This window comes from Desulfosporosinus sp. HMP52, assembly GCF_000765145.1.
In the GTDB taxonomy this organism is placed as follows: domain Bacteria; phylum Bacillota; class Desulfitobacteriia; order Desulfitobacteriales; family Desulfitobacteriaceae; genus Desulfosporosinus.
On sequence record NZ_JMGA01000034.1, the window covers coordinates 1 to 16,991 of the forward strand.

General features: G+C 39.1%; 16 protein-coding genes and 1 rRNA gene. 10 read left to right on the forward strand and 7 right to left on the reverse strand.

From position 1 onward, the window contains the following. Nucleotides 1-50: 50 nt before the first annotated feature. The 3 genes from rrf (at nt 51) to DP73_RS13840 (ending at nt 1,158) form a co-directional block, all read left to right on the forward strand. Nucleotides 51-166: ribosomal RNA gene (gene rrf, locus DP73_RS13830) — 5S ribosomal RNA — on the forward strand. Nucleotides 167-352: 186 nt separating this feature from the next. Then, nucleotides 353-691: a YtrH family sporulation protein gene (locus tag DP73_RS13835; protein ID WP_034600279.1), complete on the forward strand. Its 339-nt coding sequence runs from the start codon at nt 353-355 to the stop codon at nt 689-691. Further along, entirely contained in the window at nt 688-1,158 is a 471-nt protein-coding gene (locus DP73_RS13840; RefSeq protein WP_034600281.1) for a hypothetical protein, read from the forward strand. Before DP73_RS13835 ends, DP73_RS13840 begins: the two co-directional genes overlap by 4 nt. A gap of 96 nt (nt 1,159-1,254) precedes the next feature. Here DP73_RS13840 and DP73_RS13845 read toward each other — a convergent pair whose 3' ends face one another. The 4 genes from DP73_RS13845 to DP73_RS13855 form a co-directional block, all read right to left on the reverse strand. Beyond that, entirely contained in the window at nt 1,255-1,638 is a 384-nt protein-coding gene (locus DP73_RS13845) for a DUF1330 domain-containing protein (protein WP_052090677.1), read from the reverse strand. Between the two features lie 40 nt (nt 1,639-1,678). Beyond that, complete coding sequence (locus tag DP73_RS23490; RefSeq protein WP_165574415.1) at nt 1,679-1,816, reverse strand: hypothetical protein; 138 nt, start codon at nt 1,814-1,816, stop codon at nt 1,679-1,681. Nucleotides 1,817-1,865: 49 nt separating this feature from the next. Then, nucleotides 1,866-2,492: a 4Fe-4S dicluster domain-containing protein gene (locus DP73_RS13850; protein ID WP_034600282.1), complete on the reverse strand. Its 627-nt coding sequence runs from the start codon at nt 2,490-2,492 to the stop codon at nt 1,866-1,868. Between the two features lie 68 nt (nt 2,493-2,560). After that, entirely contained in the window at nt 2,561-4,924 is a 2,364-nt protein-coding gene (locus tag DP73_RS13855) for a molybdopterin-dependent oxidoreductase (protein WP_052090679.1), read from the reverse strand. Nucleotides 4,925-5,394: 470 nt separating this feature from the next. On the opposite strand from DP73_RS13855, the gene DP73_RS13860 reads away from it, so the two are divergent. After that, nucleotides 5,395-5,946: a prolyl-tRNA synthetase associated domain-containing protein gene (locus tag DP73_RS13860; protein WP_034600283.1), complete on the forward strand. Its 552-nt coding sequence runs from the start codon at nt 5,395-5,397 to the stop codon at nt 5,944-5,946. A gap of 13 nt (nt 5,947-5,959) precedes the next feature. Here the strand turns inward: DP73_RS13860 and DP73_RS13865 are convergent, their stop codons facing one another. Continuing rightward, nucleotides 5,960-6,568 carry a nitroreductase family protein gene (locus DP73_RS13865; RefSeq protein ID WP_034600284.1) on the reverse strand — a complete coding sequence of 203 codons (609 nt, stop codon included), beginning with the start codon at nt 6,566-6,568 and terminating at the stop codon, nt 5,960-5,962. Nucleotides 6,569-6,752: 184 nt separating this feature from the next. Here DP73_RS13865 and DP73_RS24325 point away from each other — a divergent pair, with 184 nt between their 5' ends. The 4 genes from DP73_RS24325 to DP73_RS13880 all read left to right on the forward strand — a co-directional run bounded on the left by DP73_RS24325 (nt 6,753) and on the right by DP73_RS13880 (nt 10,643). Further along, entirely contained in the window at nt 6,753-6,860 is a 108-nt protein-coding gene (locus DP73_RS24325) for a 4Fe-4S double cluster binding domain-containing protein (protein WP_348982431.1), read from the forward strand. 1 nt (nt 6,861) lies between these two features. Next, the gene (locus tag DP73_RS13870; RefSeq protein ID WP_034600285.1) at nt 6,862-7,497 is read left to right on the forward strand and encodes a DUF3786 domain-containing protein; all 636 of its coding nucleotides are present in this window, start codon (nt 6,862-6,864) and stop codon (nt 7,495-7,497) included. Nucleotides 7,498-7,909: 412 nt separating this feature from the next. Then, the gene (locus DP73_RS13875) at nt 7,910-8,596 is read left to right on the forward strand and encodes a response regulator transcription factor (protein WP_034600287.1); all 687 of its coding nucleotides are present in this window, start codon (nt 7,910-7,912) and stop codon (nt 8,594-8,596) included. Then, nucleotides 8,571-10,643, forward strand: a complete 2,073-nt coding sequence (locus DP73_RS13880; RefSeq protein WP_034600288.1) for a HAMP domain-containing sensor histidine kinase — start codon at nt 8,571-8,573, stop codon at nt 10,641-10,643. Before DP73_RS13875 ends, DP73_RS13880 begins: the two co-directional genes overlap by 26 nt. A 137-nt stretch (nt 10,644-10,780) precedes the next feature. Here the strand turns inward: DP73_RS13880 and DP73_RS13885 are convergent, their stop codons facing one another. Further along, nucleotides 10,781-11,155 (reverse strand): MerR family transcriptional regulator, encoded by a 375-nt coding sequence (locus DP73_RS13885; protein WP_034600289.1) that lies wholly within the window; start codon nt 11,153-11,155, stop codon nt 10,781-10,783. Nucleotides 11,156-11,378: 223 nt separating this feature from the next. Between DP73_RS13885 and DP73_RS13890 the strand changes: the two genes are divergently transcribed. Next, nucleotides 11,379-12,512, forward strand: a complete 1,134-nt coding sequence (locus tag DP73_RS13890; RefSeq protein ID WP_242865766.1) for an MFS transporter — start codon at nt 11,379-11,381, stop codon at nt 12,510-12,512. 138 nt (nt 12,513-12,650) lie between these two features. On the opposite strand, the gene DP73_RS13895 is transcribed toward DP73_RS13890, so the two are convergent. Then, the gene (locus DP73_RS13895) at nt 12,651-13,757 is read right to left on the reverse strand and encodes a DUF362 domain-containing protein (RefSeq protein ID WP_034600322.1); all 1,107 of its coding nucleotides are present in this window, start codon (nt 13,755-13,757) and stop codon (nt 12,651-12,653) included. A 433-nt stretch (nt 13,758-14,190) separates the two neighbouring features. On the opposite strand from DP73_RS13895, the gene DP73_RS13900 reads away from it, so the two are divergent. Next, a complete protein-coding gene (locus DP73_RS13900) occupies nt 14,191-16,965 on the forward strand; it encodes a response regulator (RefSeq protein ID WP_034600291.1) in 2,775 nt (924 codons plus the stop codon). The last annotated feature ends 26 nt before the right edge of the window (nt 16,966-16,991 follow it).

Consider the following 16,991-nt stretch of genomic DNA (forward strand, 5'->3'; position numbering starts at 1 on the left):
GGTGCATGTTTGAGAGATCAGCCTTCGAGAGAAAGCGAATATCTCAGACATCTGGTGATTATGCCGGAGGGGTTCCACCCGTTCCCATACCGAACACGGAAGTTAAGACCTCCAGGGCCGATGATACTTGGGGCATAGCCCCTGGGAAAGTAGGTTATTGCCAGGTAACAAAGACAAAATGACTATCTCTTATGAGGTAGTCATTTTGTTTTTGTTACAAGTTTTTATTTGATAAAGTCCTGGGTTCACCCGTTCGAGTTTCATGCAAGGTAAGCTTGTTATATTCATAACTTAGGAGAGACTTCATAAAGGCTATGAAAGAATCATATCTTAATCATGAGGTGCTTAAGGTATGGTAATAATCTTGGCTAGTCTTTTTAGCAGTATTGTTAATAATTTTCTAATCTCTTTTGGGGTAGTGGTTGGAGCTAGCATTTTTGGAGGAATAGGAGCTGTCATAACGAATGATCCACCACTTAAGGCTATGCTGGATATCGCAAGTTCTATTAAAATATGGGCTGTCGCAGTAACCTTAGGAGGTACATTCGATTCTTTTGCGGTAATAGAAAAAGGCTTATTTGAAGGAGAATTTAAATCCATCATAAAGCAGGCTATATATGTGTTGACCGCTCTCGTAGGGGCTAATATGGGTTATAAAATTATTGAGTTAATCCAAAGGTGTAGCGAATGAACCCATTAAGAAATAAAAGATTAAACCTCAAATCGTGCTTTTTTTCTGGAATAATCATCGGAATACTTGTTGGTGGGGCGGCTTTTAGTATTATGGTAAGTTATAGATTAGATTCATTATATAAAAGGATTGCCTACCTTAACCAAATCATTCAAGATAAGAATGCTGTACTGGAAAAATTTGAGAAGAATATTAATACTAGAAATCTGCGAGTTAAGCGTATTGAAGTAGCACTGGTTTTTGATGGAGATGAAATTGATCAAATAAATATTGAAAGAAGCATAAAGGACAGATATAGCTCACTATTAGGCAAGGAAGTTAATAAAATTGACCCGGATTTAATTATTGAAGTCGTGGATAAAAGAATTATGAAGATCGAAGATAAAGAATATAAATTAAAGGTTAACAAACTAATTATTACAGAGGTAATGAAAATATGGATCAGTGTAGAATCAGTGAATCTATAAGACAAATTATTGTTCCGTAACTAAAGAAGAATCTTAAAACTTTAACTGCCAGAACTTTGTTCTGGCAGTTTTGAATCCGCTTATGCCTTATTGATCTTATTTTGAACCTTTGACCACCGTTTTAGAGGGTAAAGGTTCGGTGACATAAAGGACAGCTCGTTCAGTGCTGCTAATTCTATCTTTGTGAATTTCTTGATAGGCATGATTGTTAATCATTTCCATGAAAGCTTTCCGGGATGGGTATTCAACCAACATGATAAAATCCCATGTTTCTTGCCCTTGTAACATTTCATTTGGTTTTCCCATATAAATGACTCGGGCACCCACATCGGAAACTATCCCTGAAGCATTTGCAAGATACCTCTTGTACCGGTCAAACCCATCATCTGTTTTAAATTTAAGAAGATTTAGCATAACAAAGGGCGATTCATTGTCCAGATTACGTGTAAACTCCTCCATATTCACGACTGATATATCCATAGTGCCACTCCTTTCTTACATTAGCTAACCTGCGTAAAACCTAAAGTGTAAGTTGCAGAGCCAACTCTTGGCTGTTGCTTTTTAGAATTATGTGAGTTGTTGCTAGAATACTAAACATACCCGCAGCGAGCTGTATTAGTATAGTACTCACGGTTAATAGCCATTCTTTCCGCAGCATGTTGTGAAACACCTCCAGAAAACATTAATTGGTTAGTTTTTGTGTATCATTAAAGCAGGAAATATACCGAAGGTTGTGTTCCTTTTTCAGATAGAAGTTGAGTGTATTGTCGTCCATTTAGACGTTGCGATACATCACTATTGGGATCAGTGAGATCTCCAAAAAACCGTGCTTTTGCTGGGCAAACTTCGATACAGCTGGGGGCCTCACCTCGGTCGACGCGCTGATAACAAAAATTGCATTTAGAGACGGTTCCCTTTTCTTGGTCTATGATACCGTAATCTCCCGTTGGATAATCAGGAAAATAAGCTGGTTCTGTTTCGTTAAATTGTCGTACATTCTGATAAGGGCAGGAGATTACACACAGGCGACAGCCGACACATTTTTCGTAATCCTGCATGACTATGCCATCTTCACGTTGATGGGCAGCTCCTGTAGGACAGGCTTTTACACACGCCGGTTTTTCACAGTGTTGGCAGGCCAAGGTCAGATACTGAAGCTTTAGGTTTGGATAAGTTCCTTTAGGGGTATCCATGCTCTTTCCGCCATAGGTTAGAACACGATTCCACCAGATTTCATTGGGGAGATTATTGTTAAGCTTACAGGCAACGGCACAGGTATGACATCCTATGCATCGTTTTATATCGACTAGCATTGCAAGACGTTTTTTTACCATCCTTTTAACCTCGTTTTTCCTAGTGTACTAATGGCTTCGTGCAGAGAGCAGTTATATGTCTTCGTCAACTAAATCTTCCGAATCTCGCAAAGTACATCATAAAAGGGCTGATTGTAACTCGAGGTATTCAGATGATCTAAAGTGAGTTCCTGGTATGAGCCTTCCTTAAATTGTTTGCGTTGCCAACCTTTTGGGACGCTGACCATGCCGGGACGTAAACCATCGCTAAGGATTGCTTTTAATACAACATGACCACGGTCATTAAAAATTTCTACCATATCCCCTGTATTGATACCCCGCGCAGCTGCGTCTACAGGATTTATTTTTACAGTTGGTTCCGGATCAAGTTCGCGCAGCCAGGGTGTTGTTGCCCACTGGCTATGGAGGCGCCAGCGCACCCGCTCTGTATGATAGATCAAAGGGTATTTATTCTTCAATGGGTTATCATGCCAGGCTTCGGCCGGTAAAGTAAAACTTGGCAAATGTTCTTTACTTTGATCAATAGGCACCCCACAATCTAGGCGTGGCTTTGGATTCTCGAGGTAGAATTCCAATCGGCCTGAAGGAGTAGGGAATTTGTCGCCCTTCCAGTTTATCCAGCAGCTGGGCAAAGTTTGGATGACCTTCTCTTTTTGAAGTCTCTCCCAAGTCAGCCCTGCTGATCGAGCTTGATCCGTATCAATCATCATCTGGATAAACTCCTCATCGGTATACTTAAAAAATTCTTCAAAACCTAATCCTTTAGCTAATAAACGGTAAATATCCATATCGGATTTTGATTCATAAGCCGGTTCCACGGCCTTTTCAGATATCGTCGTTGTAGGTTGGTCAGGTCCTTGCACGAAATCAACAGTCTCAAACCAGTGTGCTTCAGGTAAAACCATATCAGCATAGTTGGTTGTATCCGTTTCCATTTGATCAACGGCTACAATAAATTCGACTTCCGGCAGAAGGGTGTTAATAATTTTGTTTTGATTTGTAGCGTTAGACACTGGATTGCTGCAATAAATATACATGGCTTTAATGGGATGGGGTTTATCTTTAAATTTTCCCGTCTCGAAGACTTCTTGCAGATAAATCCAGGGTACATAGCTGGCTTGTTTTCCCCGTGGAAATAAATAAGGAATTAAATTTAGGTTGTAGCCAGTTAACCCCGTGTGCCCCAAGGATGCCCCAGGCTTAGCAATATTTCCGGTTAGAGATGCTAGGATGCCCCAAGCATGTCCTGTTTGTAAACCATTGTCATACTGAATAAAGCCGGTATAGATACTTGCTGGTTTCTGGTTAGCGTAGAGCCGTGCTACATCCCGGATAGTGTTAGGTTTAATCTCGCATATCTCAGTCACTGCTTCCGGTGTATATTGGACGACAGACTCTTTGAGCAGCGAGAAGGCTGTTTTGACGTTTATTCCCGAGATTGTGAAACTGCCTTCCAAGGCGGGGTGTTTTACTTCAGAAAGCACTTTTCCTTGGTTGGATTCTATATCCCAGACTATATAGGGACTGGGTTTCTTAGGGTCGTTTTTTATAGTTTCGGAATTGGTCTCTGAGTTCCTAAGATCACTCTGTCTTAAAAACTTTCCGGTATCGTCGCGTACTAAGAAGGGGGCTACCGTGTGATCCAGTAAATAGGGCAAATCATATAATTTTTCCTCAATGATAACCTGTACCATGGACAGGGCTAGAGCCGGGTCTGTACCGGGACGAATGGGAATATGTTGATCAGCTTTAGCTGCAGCGGTGGTAAATCGAGGATCAATTACTACAACCCTTGCCCCAGTCTCCTGGGCGTCTGCGATGAAACGCCAATCATGAGGATGGGAATCGGTAATATTTGCGGCCCAGACAAGGATTGTCTTAGCATTGGCCAAGTCGGCAGGATCATTGCGCTGGTTGAAACTACTACCGCTACCGATAACTCTTCCTAGGCCATAGGTATCTGACATATCCAAAGAGTGTTCTGTTAGGGTTGCCTGCATTAAATTGGCCAAGCGATGAGCACTATAAGCTCCATTGATGAAGCCCATATTTCCGCTCACTGCAGAAAAGGCTACAGATTGTTTTCCGAAGGATTCCTGATAGGTTTTGAATTTATTGACAATTGTGTTAATTGCTTCATCCCAAGTAATGCGTTCCCATTTTCCTTCTCCGCGTTTTCCAATCCGTTTCATGGGGTATTTGAGACGATTCTGATCATTAATGCGTTGAACGTGACAGAGTCCCCTTAAACAAATCCGGTTATAGCGTGGATCAGGAAAAGGGGCTAGAGATGTTTTTACCACCTTACCTTCACGTACGTGAACATAGAGACGACAGCGTGATTGACAGTTACCTATACACATGCAACTGAAAATTTGCTCCTTGGGGGACATTCCTGCCGGTTTGCCTTCAGCCAGCTTACCTGGGCTTGTTCTTTCTTGATTTTTACCCACAGTAAATACCTCTCTTAAAATGAAACTCAGACTAAAAGAATGTTATGCATATTCCATGCCAACCCATTAAACTCCAAAAATTAATATTTTTGGGTTTTAGGTGTGCGTAACAAGTGACAAATAATACAAGTACTGTATATAAATGCAACAAAAAAATTGATGTACGGAGAAGTGCGAGAAATTGAAGTCGATTTTGAGGATTTCGTAGATTACAAGCACAACGATTAACTTAGGAAACCATTTCCCTTTAAATATAAAATAACAAGAGATAACACTGCGGATGGAAGCAGAGCTTATTTATAGTGCCAAGGGAATATGTACTCCCCTCGTGGTAAAAATAAAGGCTTGATACCTGCATTGAATTACAATGGAAGCATCAAGCCTTACCTTTTGTTTAGTCAGATTAGCTGTTGTTGAGCTGACAAAAGTACTATAATAAATACAAAAACTAAAAAGCGAGAAATGTTCGAATGCAAAACATAATAATGGACCGCACGCTTTATCAGTCCAAACCTAACGAGGCAAACCGAACGAAAAAGGAAATGGATACTTACAATCTTTTGGATAAGTTGGAGATTTCGTATTTCCGGTTAGATCACGAAGAAACTCCGTCCATAGAGGTTTGCTACGAAGTTGAAAAGCTATTAGGAATTGAAATCTGCAAAAATCTATTTCTTTGTAACACCCAAAAAACAAGATTTTATCTGCTAATGATGCCGGGCCGCAAGAAGTTCAGAACGAAGGATTTATCCAGACAAATAAATTCTTCCAGATTATCCTTTGCCGAGGCCGATGATATGGAGAAGTATTTAAACATAGTTCCTGGATCAGTTAGCGTATTAGGTCTGATGAACGATGTAAACAAATGTGTAACACTGTTAATTGATAAAGATGTATTACGGGATGAATTCCTTGGATGTCATCCTTGTGTCAACACATCTAGCTTAAAAATCAAGACTACAGACCTTTTAACCAAGTTTTTGCCTTATACCGGACATGAACCCACTTTTGTGGAATTATAATTATGACAAGCTCTTAAACCTCTTTAAGCAAAATCTGGTCCAGCTCGATTCGAGGACGAGCATTTGGGCTTTGGTCAGGGTAGCCGACAGGCAGTAAGGCTACTACATTGTAGTTCTCGCCTAGTCCTAAAATCTGCTTAACTTTCTCTTGATCGAACATCATAACCCAGCACGTGCCAAGGCCCAGGTCGACAGCACGTAGTGTAATATGATCGACAGCGATGGCGGCATTTAGGCGTAAGTAGGCTTCGGCAGTGGCTTGATCCATCGGTCGGCGTTTGGCATAGCTTTCTGTGTCCATTTTTTCCAGGGGAGTATCTTTAAAGGCTCCCGCTTCCATGAGTTCGCGTGCGCGGGTTCCTATGCCACTAAGGGACTCTGTGTCTATACAACAGGCGATGACGACTGGCGCTTGGCTTACAAAGGGTAAGGGAGTAGCATCCCTTAATTGGCCACGAGCGGTTTCACTTTTAATCACGACAAAGCGGGTAGGTTGAAGATTACTGCCAGATGGGGCTAGTCTTGCAGATTCAATAAGTTGAGTAATGTGAGATTCTGGGATTGGATCTGATTTGAATTTACGAATACTACGTCTGGCTTTCATTGCTTCGAGTAATTCCATTTTAAAAAACCTCATTTTCTTTAAATTGTTGGAGTTATTATGGAAATTTGCATGTAGTATGGGGCATAGCGGTTACCTCGCAGCTACCGCAGTCGATTTAAAGATAGTATTAGGAATGAAATGGTTCTTATTCCTTATCCAATGATTTTACCATAATATAATATATTAAAGTAACCAAGATCATATGGGAGAAAGTTACATTGAATCAGACAATCGTGATAAAATGGGCACAAAGATTCATGGGTGCGACATCTGCCAAGAGGTCTGCCCCCGAATGAATAGGAGGGCATAAGATGGAAACAAATTACCGAATTGCCTATAATAAATACTGGCAGGATTTGAAAAAGATGGATCCGGAAGAAATTGCCACACACCTGGCGGTGACCTATTCTAGCGATACTCAACAATTCATTGTAAACTTCTTCAATTCAGAGTACATAGTGGATTACAATACCGAAAGGATCTATAGAAAAGCAGATGGACATGTACCTGAGATAAACGCTGCAATAATCATGCTTAATTACCTGGCCTATGCTAAAAAGCCTCAAGACGTGCCTAGAAAATGGGTTAGTCTCAAAGAACTTCCGAATGGAGGAATGTTGTTCTATCCTGCCTTTCATAAAGATTCGATCTTAGGACTAGTTAAATCCTTCGGGCAACAGTCTAAAAGATTATTAGAGTGCGCTGCTGCCTTAGGTGGAGTACCGGCATCCTTTGGAGATGCGTCAGTTGTTTTTCAAGCCTTTCCCGAAATTCCTCTATGTGTAATAGTTTGGGAAGGGGATGAAGAAGTTCAGGCGAATGCTACCATCCTATACGAGCCTTCTATTGAACATCTACTGCATATTGAGAGTGCAATTGGGTTGGGGATGTATCTGGCAAGTAAATTAAGGCGGGAAGCAAAATCCTCTTATAAGATAGGGAGTTAAAAATAATAGATATACACGTTAGGGATAATCTGAGGATGGAGTGGAAGAATGTTACTTAAGGAATAAAAGGCATTAGTCTAATTTAGTAGACTTTAGATGTCTCCCGTTTACTTAATACACAGGTAATGAGCCTGTGTTTTTTGTTTATCTGAATACTGGCAGAAAGTACATCACCATTTTCCTTCTCCTCCTTTACTAGACATTGTTATAAATTCAGTGTAGTTTACAAGTGGTAGTTTAATGTTTAATCTCTAATGTCTAATGTCTATATTTCAAATCCTAGAGAAGTTAAGAAGTTCTTAAGAATTAGGTTAAGATTATCGTAAGATTTAGTTGATATCATTCCTTTAGAGCAAAATAAATAAAGGGTGTGATATTAATTGTCTAGATTTATATGTAGGAGTGATACATCGTGAATATCCTTGTTTGTGACGATGATAAAGAAATATCGGATGCTATTAAAATTTATTTGGAAAATGAAGGATATAAAATATTTAAAGCTTCTAATGGCCTAGAAGCGTTGGAAGTCATAGAGGAAATTGAAGTACATCTGGTAATTATGGATATTATGATGCCCCGAATGGATGGCTTAAGAGCAACAATGAAGATCAGAGAGGATAAGAATATTCCCGTGATAATGCTCTCAGCAAAATCTGAGGATACTGACAAGATAATTGGGTTAAATATGGGAGCCGATGATTATATCACTAAGCCATTTAACCCTTTAGAATTGATTGCCAGGGTGAAGTCACAGCTTAGACGATACACAACTCTAGGGAGTCTGGAGACCAAAACTAATGTCTATAAAACAGGTGGACTTGTAATAGATGATGAGTTGAAGACTGTAACAGTTGATGGTGACGAAGTGAAATTAACTCCCGTTCAGTACAAAATGCTAAAGCTGTTGACTGCTAATGCTGGAAGAGTGTTTTCAATTGATGAAATATATGAAAAGGTATGGAAAGAAACGGCTTTTTGTCCGGAAAATACTGTGGCAGTTCATATCAGAAAAATTAGAGAAAAGATTGAAATAAATCCTAAAGAACCTAAATACTTAAAGGTGGTGTGGGGCATTGGATATAAAGTGGAGAAACTATAGTCATTCAATGGTAGCTAAGGCTGTGGCTTTTATAATCGTGATCCTCTGTTTGACTAGTTCTCTAACAATATTTGCAAATATTGTAGTTTTGCATAATGAAGATTTTGATATTGTTTTTGAAGAAAGTTATTATCAGGGTAAGGATTACTTGAGCAACTGCTCAGGAGTCATTGAAAATATCAAGAAGGTGCAAAAATATAAGAGCAAAGAGAACATTATAAATGGTGGAACTTTGACTGAAAATGTCATAGCAGAGCAAGAAGATAGATTATTTTGGGAGTTTCAATATAACTCAAAAAGCTATAATCCTAATTTAACGTCTGAGGAGAATCGTAAGACATTCAGGGAAGTTTATGCTGATGAACTATTGCAAGCGAAGAATAGTCAAATCAAGCAGGATCTCAATGACTTTAATATGGCCCTGCAAAGATTAACAGGATACCAAGGCCTTGTTTATTATGCGAAGAATGGTGAAACCGAATTCTCTAACAGCACAGATAAAAACAAAGAATCCTTCAAAGCTTTTCCAGCCTATATGATATTTGAGGGCTATGAAAATGAAGTATTTCCTCAAGAAGTTAACCAAAATACTCGGTATTACTGGCTTTCATCAAGTACGAATAATATAGAACAACAAGATGCTATTTATATCGCTTTTACTCAGGATTATTTGAATCCCAGAATTGTCGAATGGAAAGACAATAAGCTGTTGATAACAAATAGTCTCTATCAAATCGCTGCTTTGCTCATAGTTATGCTGATGGCCTTAATATATCTAATACTTGTAATAGGAAGGAAACCCTATGACGAACAGGTACATCTGAATTCCTTTAGCAGAATCTTTAATGATATTAACTTAGCTATGTGCATTTTGCTGGTCGCTATATGGGCAATTGTCATCTCTGAATCAGAACAGTTTAAAAGCCTTAACCTGATATTTCTAATAACTTTATTTACTGCAAGCTTAGGTTTATTATTGTTTCTTTCTTTAGTAACCCATTTTAAAAACCGGACGCTTATCAAGAACACCCTAATCTATAAAATATTTCATAAACTATTTACCTTCTTCAGAGATATCTATAATAGTGGAAGTGCAGGTGTAAAGGTTGTCTTAATTGTTATAGGTTATCCGATAATCGTAGCCATAACATTTTTTATGTTTCCGATAACTCTTGGGGCAGCAGCCTGGATAGCGCATAAGAAAGTTAAGGAATTTAACGCTATAAAAGAAGGCGTGAAAAGGGTAAAAGACGGAGATCTCCACTTCAGCATAAACGCTAACGGAAATGGAGAGTTTGCTAAGCTTGCGGCAGATATTAACAGTATCGCCGACGGGCTATCTAAAGCGGTTGAAAACGAGATCAAAAGTGAACGGTTAAAAACAGAATTAATCACTAATGTCTCCCATGACATTCGAACCCCCTTAACTTCAATCATTACCTATGTTGACTTATTAAAACACGAAAAGGATCAATCAAAGGTAGATAATTATTTAGAAATAATCGATCAGAAGTCACAAAGGTTAAAAGTACTAACAGAGGATTTGTTTGAAGCGGCTAAAGCATCAAGTGGGAATATTCAGGTCAACTTCGAAGAAATTGATCTCATGTCTTTAATAACCCAAGGGTTAGGCGAACTTGATGACAAAATCCAAGAGAGTAAGTTAGAATTCAAAATCAGTCATCCAAAGGAAAGACTGGTCGTTAAAGCCGATGGGAAGTTATTGTGGCGAGCTATTGAAAATTTGTTATCAAATATATTTAAATACGCCCTGCAAGGGTCAAGAGTCTATATTGACGTTACCAATGTCGGAACAGTAGCAACCCTAACTATTAAAAATATATCGGCCTATGAACTAAATATCTCTTCTGACGAGCTTATGGAGCGATTTAAAAGAGGGGATGAATCTAGGAGCAGTCAAGGCAGCGGGTTGGGATTATCTATTGCTAAGAGTTTACTGGAAATTCAAAGAGGTGGTTTTAATATTGAGATAGATGGGGATTTATTTAAAGCAATAATTCAAATGCCTCTTGTACAGAGGAATTAAATTATTAAAATCGACAATATAAAAGTTGAGGGCAGCAAACTGAAGTTTGCTGCCCTCTATTCAATAAAGTTAGATGCAATATTTATAAAAAATCTTATTTAGCTAAAAGGAATCTAATAATATAATCAAAGAGAGGATTACCTAGGAACGGGTATATTACAGCCAGTGTCATACATTTTAAGTTTAAAATCGATAAGTTTGAGGTTTTCTCTTAAATCAGCCATGTGCTTGAGAACCTCTTTGCGGTGATCGAGAAACAATTGCCGACGAATTTCTAAAGTCTCATCACCTTGCAGACACCACTCGATATATTGCTTAATTTGTTTTATAGGCATACCAGTATTTTTCAAACAGCAAATGAGCTTTAACCACTCTAGGTCACTATCAGAAAACTCTCTGATTCCAGATTTGCTGCGATCAACAAAAGGAAGCAAACCCTCTTTGTCATAATAACGTATTGTATGTGCAGTTAGGTCGAATTTCTCAGCGACTTGACTGATCGTGTAACTCATAGTAATTCTCCTCTAAGGTCTCTAATTCAACTTAGAGCAAACTCCAAGCATTTTTTTAGTATAGACTACTTAATCTTGAATTACAATCAGTTTAGTAATACAGTGATAGAAGCCGAGTATAGAATTAAAAATAAAATGCTTTATGAAGGGATTAGGGGATTAATTGAAAAATATCGATGATGGAAAAAGTAATTTCGAATTAAGTAATTCTTTAGTGTTAGTAATGGCTATAGCCAGTGGTATCACTGTGGCTAATTTATACTATAGTCAGCCTTTACTTGTAGAAATTGCCGAAAGCTTTCAGGTAACTCAGGTTAGTGTTGGTTTTGTGGCTATGCTTACTCAGATCGGATATGCCCTAGGGATGCTTAGTATTTTGCCTTTAGCAGATATTAAGGAAAAAAGGTTTCTGATTGTTTCCATGCTGCTGTGTTCTGCTTGTGCATTGTTAGCTATGTTTTTTTCTTTTAATATAACGGTAATTTCAATTGCATCCTTTGCAGTAGGCTTTACATCTGTAGTTCCTCAGCTGATTGTTCCCTTTGCTGCACAATTAGCTAATCCGCAAGAGAGAGGAAAGATCATTGGATCTGTCATGAGCGGTTTATTTATAGGTATATTGGTATCCCGTACCTTCAGTGGTCTTGTGGGAGAATATTGGGGATGGCGAATTGTCTACTTAATTGCAGCTGCCTTAATGATTGTTCTGGCCATTTTCTTAAGCAGAATGCTGCCTTTATGTCCTCCAACTTCGAGTATGAAATATAAGGAATTGTTTAAATCTATGGTGAGTTTGACCAAAGGTCTTCCGGTATTAAGGGAGGCATCTTTGAATGGAGCCCTGATGTTTGCCTCCTTCAGTGCCTTTTGGACATCTTTGGTTTTCTTGCTCGAGAGTTCACACTATAATATGGGAGCTGATGCTGCCGGTCTCTTTGGATTAGTCGGTGTGACAGGCGCTATGGCTGCCCCGATCGTTGGCAGGATAGCAGATAAACGAAGCCCGAAATTTACTGTGGTAATCGGCATGATCTCAGTAACAATGGCTTATATTTGTTTTATTACTTTAGGGTTTAAATTATGGGGATTAATTATTGGAGTGGTATTTCTTGATTTAGGAGTTCAGTCTTGTCAGATTTCCAATCAGGCTAGAGTGCATTCTCTTAACGATGAAGCACGTAACAGACTAAATACAGTTTACATGGTCTCATACTTTAGCGGAGGTGCCCTGGGATCCTATCTGGGATCATACAGCTATGCCCATTTTGGGTGGTATGGAGTTTGCAGTTTAGGACTACTAACTCAACTAATAGCCTTTATAGCTCTCAAGACCTATAAAGCAAAGCCACATATCTAAATACATACTTAGTTGGTTCGCTAATCTTTCAAAGTGTTTTGTTTTAGCTAATAAACAGAAATCCCCAATGGTGATAAGGATAGGCTCAGCGGAAAGTGTACCGTTGAGCCTTCTACCGGTTTTATAGGAAGTTTTTATTTAAATTGTAATTAACTCGTAGTCTTTACTGCCTAGCCCCATTTCGACGGCATAGTCAATTGCCACTTTCCAGTCGGTGGTTGGGCTGACAGCGGTAAAATGATCATGATGCCCTTGGGAATGTTTTTCTAATATACTGCCGGCCATAACGGGCTGAGAGTTTACAGCATCTGCACAAGCAGCATCGAGGGCTACCGGGTCAAAGGAAGCAAACATACCTACATTTGGAACAATCGGGATATCGTTCTCAGAATGACAGTCGCAGAAAGGGGATACATCAATTACTAAACTGATGTGGAAGTGGGGACGCCCCTTCAGTACAGCCCAGGTGTATTCAGCAATCTTTTTATTCAATATTTCATTGGACTCTCCCCAATCAGCTTGAACAGCATCCGTTGGACATACGCCAATACAGCGTCCGCAGCCGACACAATTTAGATGATTTATGTTAGCTTTGTGTTCTGTCACGGTTATGGCATTATGGGCGCAGATTTTTGTACATACACCACAGCCGATGCATTTCTTCTGAAAAACTTGGGGTTTGCCGCTGCTGTGCATTTCCATTTTGCCGGCGCGGGAACCGCAGCCCATCCCAATATTTTTTAAGGCACCGCCAAAACCGGTTAGTTCATGTCCCTTGAAATGGTTTAGAGAAATGAATACATCGGCATCCATAATAGCTTGCCCAATCTTTGCTTCTTTCACATAGTTGCCGCCTTCAACGGGAATTAATGCCTCGTCGGTACCTTTCAAGCCATCGGCAATCAGTACATGACAACCTGTAGAAAAAGGAGAAAAGCCATTGAGGTAAGCTGAATCCAGATGGTCAAGAGCATTTTTTCTGCCACCGACATATAAGGTATTACAATCGGTGAGAAAGGGTTTTCCGCCTAGTTCCTTCACAATATCCACGACAGTCTTGGCGAAATTTGGTCTTAGATAAGATAAGTTTCCCGGTTCTCCAAAATGAATTTTAATTGCGGCGTATTTTTTCTCAAAATCAATTTGATTCATTCCTGCAGTTTTGATCAACCGGCTTAACTTCTGCTGCAAATTTTCTTTCATGGTCACGTGCATATCCGTAAAATACACCTTTGATTTTTCCAACATAATAACCTCCAAGAAATTTGATTCGTTAAGTGTACCTAAAGGATTAATCATTGAATTAGATTAATGGGATAATCATATGTCACCCTTATTTTAGCATAAACCCTTGAGCATACTTTAAGTCAAGTGAAAATTTCTTGAAATAAACCTAAACATTATACCCTTCAACGATATCATTCTTAGAGTTTATGAGTGACTCTCTTATTTGAGAGAATAAACATTAGAATTTGTAAAATTATTTAGTAAGAGCAAGAGATCTCGCGTTGAAGGTGAGGGACGACTTTTGCTCTTTTCTCCACGTATCAATCCAAAATATAACAATTACCGACAGATTTACCGAAGGAGATTGAACGATAAATGTTGAATCACTACACTAAAGTAAAGAAGTAGGCAGTATTGGATTTGTCCATTCTTTCAGGAAGGAATCAGAGCGATGAAACTTAAATCAAAGCTATCTCTGGGTTTTGCTTCGGTATTATTAATAGTTGCTGTTTTTTTTGGGATATCTATTTACTCTATTGCCCAAGTAAATAAGAGTATTGAGAAAAACCAACAAGATAGATATCAGAAAATTAAGTATTGCAAGACTATTGAGCAAGAGCTGAACAATATCAGTAGGTACTTAAGAGACCTGGCTTTTCTCGATGTCGATTATAATTATTATCAAAAGATCGAATCAATTCATACTTCGAGGAAAGAGATCGAAATTGCCCTGAATTTGCTGGAGGACACAGCCATCCGTGACGAGACCGAAAATCTGCTTCGCCAGATAGAAACCGAGAATCTTGTTTACATTGAGCTGCAGGAAAAAATCATAGCATTGGCCACTTCCGGTCAGAAAGAGAAGTTTGAGCAGGCTATCAATGATGGAGCCTTTGAGAGGGGGCAAATTTTCAAGTACGTTGAAGAGTTAGATAGACTTGAAGATAAATCCATGAATGAATTATTGCAATCATCCTCAGGTGTCTATAACTATGCCTTAATATTCTTTTTTATATCACTACTACTTACAATACTAGTCGGAACAGGAATAACTGTCTGGATTACACGAAAGGTTACTAGAGACATACGCTATATCACTGACATTATGAATCGCTTTCCTTCGATACGTGATCATGTCAATTTACCACGAATTGATATTCGTTCAAATGACGAGGTTGGCGAAATTGCAGCGTCCTTTAATGAAATGGCTGGTTTTTTAGAAGAACATGCTAAGCAGGAAAAAGAATTTATCTCTAAAATACAGGATCGTGATTGGCTGAAAACAGAAGTCCTAGAAATTACGACTTTATGTCAAGGGCTTCAGGATATGAAAACATTGGCCAATCTCATCATTACAAAGGTTACTCCCATGATCGAAGCAAGTTATGGAGTTTTTTATGTCCTGGAACGGCAAGGAGATAAGGAGTTCTTAAAGAAACAGGCGGTTTATGCAGAAAGTTCCCATGACCCTGCAAGAGAGATAATTCCTACTGGTGAAGGATTAGTGGGACAGAGTGCACTAGAAAATCGAACAATCATTCTGGACAAGGTACCAGAAGATTATATAAAGATTTCCTCCGGATTGGGGGAAACTTTACCCCAAGTGATTATCATACTTCCGCTAACGTTTAAGGAGCAGGTTCTGGCTGTCATAGAGTTGGCCTCGCATCAGTCGTATACAGCTATACAGTTAGAATTGCTGGAATTTATTTCAAAATACATCGGAACGGCTATAAACCGTGTTCAAAGTCGGATGGAGATTGAAAGACTGCTGGAGGAATCACAGGTTTTGACGGAAGAACTCCAGTCCCAATCTGAAGAACTTCAATTGCAACAGGAGGAACTAAAAACCTTTAATGAGAACCTGGAGGAACAGTATAATGAGTCCGAAAAGAGAGCGACAGAATTAGAGGCATTAAAGGAAGCCTTTCAAGAAAAAGCTCGGCAGCTTGAAGAAAGCTCAAACTATAAGTCGGAGTTTTTATCCAATATCTCACATGAGCTAAGAACACCATTGAATAGTTTGCTTATTCTTTCACAAATCCTGATTGATAATAAGGAAGGAAACTTGACTTTAAATCAGATTGAATACGCTGAAACTATCTTTTCTTCCGGCAATGAACTCTTGGTCTTAATTAATGATATTTTAGATCTTTCGAAAATAGAGTCCGGGAAAATAACCCTTCATCCTGAAGTGATTAAATTAGCCGATATACTGGACTATGTTAGACAGTATTTTCTTCCAATGGCTAGTCAAAAGAACTTAGAGTTTACTATAGAGATGGATAAGAACCTGCCAATGACTATCTGTATTGATGAACATAAGCTATTGCAGATTCTCAAGAATTTATTATCTAATGCCTTTAAATTTACGGATAAGGGAAGGGTCTCCTTACGAGTCAGTAATGCAGCAGAACATGTAGCTATGGATAATGGAATGAGTAAAGAGGTAGAGTGGGTATTGGCATTTTCCGTTATAGACACTGGTATTGGTATGCCAAAGAGCAAGTATGAGATTGTCTTTGAGGCCTTTCAACAGGCTAATGGGTCAACTGCCAGGAAGTACGGAGGTACGGGCCTGGGGCTTACGATTAGCCGGAAGCTTGCCGGATTATTAGGGGGATTTATAGATATAGACAGTGTTGAAGGTCAAGGAAGTACATTTACTCTCTATTTGCCGGGCCACCCTGCTCAAAAAGAGGCTTTTATTAAACACTTCTCTGAAGTGGCGGCTACAAGGTGTACCGATTCTGATGATTCTTCTGCTCCCGGAGTTAATAGGGGTGAAGATAATTCTGATAGTATCTATCAGGCCGATGATGCTGAACAAACTGAGAATAGAAATGTGCGCTTACAAGGTAAGAAAATTCTAGTAGTAGATGATGACATGAGAAATGTCTTTGCACTCACCACGGCACTTGAAAATCATAAGATCAAGGCAGTATTTGCCGAGAATGGTAGAGAGGCTATCGAAGTTTTATATGAGAATCCGGATACAGACCTAGTACTAATGGACATTATGATGCCGGAAATGGATGGATATGAAGCTATCCAACGTATTCGGCAAATACCTGAATATGAGAACTTACCGATTATTGCTCTGACGGCTAAGGCTATGAAAAATGACCGTGAAAAGTGTATTGATGCGGGGGCCTCAGATTATATTAGCAAGCCGGTGAATCTGGAGCAGTTATTTACTTTAATAAAGATCTGGTTATATAGATAGGGCGGGGTAAAGAGGGGGCAAAGCCT

What these genes read in the sequence shown, in the direction of transcription:
- DP73_RS13900 (WP_034600291.1), top strand. Translation starts at nt 14,191, where the DNA reads ATGAAACTTAAATCAAAGCTATCTCTGGGTTTTGCTTCGGTATTATTA.
- DP73_RS13865 (WP_034600284.1), bottom strand. Translation starts at nt 6,568, where the DNA reads ATGGAATTACTCGAAGCAATGAAAGCCAGACGTAGTATTCGTAAATTC.
- DP73_RS13835 (WP_034600279.1), top strand. Translation starts at nt 353, where the DNA reads ATGGTAATAATCTTGGCTAGTCTTTTTAGCAGTATTGTTAATAATTTT.
- DP73_RS24325 (WP_348982431.1), top strand. Translation starts at nt 6,753, where the DNA reads ATGGGAGAAAGTTACATTGAATCAGACAATCGTGATAAAATGGGCACA.
- DP73_RS23490 (WP_165574415.1), bottom strand. Translation starts at nt 1,816, where the DNA reads ATGCTGCGGAAAGAATGGCTATTAACCGTGAGTACTATACTAATACAG.
- DP73_RS13845 (WP_052090677.1), bottom strand. Translation starts at nt 1,638, where the DNA reads ATGGATATATCAGTCGTGAATATGGAGGAGTTTACACGTAATCTGGAC.
- DP73_RS13860 (WP_034600283.1), top strand. Translation starts at nt 5,395, where the DNA reads ATGCAAAACATAATAATGGACCGCACGCTTTATCAGTCCAAACCTAAC.
- DP73_RS13885 (WP_034600289.1), bottom strand. Translation starts at nt 11,155, where the DNA reads ATGAGTTACACGATCAGTCAAGTCGCTGAGAAATTCGACCTAACTGCA.
- DP73_RS13840 (WP_034600281.1), top strand. Translation starts at nt 688, where the DNA reads ATGAACCCATTAAGAAATAAAAGATTAAACCTCAAATCGTGCTTTTTT.
- DP73_RS13890 (WP_242865766.1), top strand. Translation starts at nt 11,379, where the DNA reads ATGGCTATAGCCAGTGGTATCACTGTGGCTAATTTATACTATAGTCAG.
- DP73_RS13870 (WP_034600285.1), top strand. Translation starts at nt 6,862, where the DNA reads ATGGAAACAAATTACCGAATTGCCTATAATAAATACTGGCAGGATTTG.
- DP73_RS13850 (WP_034600282.1), bottom strand. Translation starts at nt 2,492, where the DNA reads ATGGTAAAAAAACGTCTTGCAATGCTAGTCGATATAAAACGATGCATA.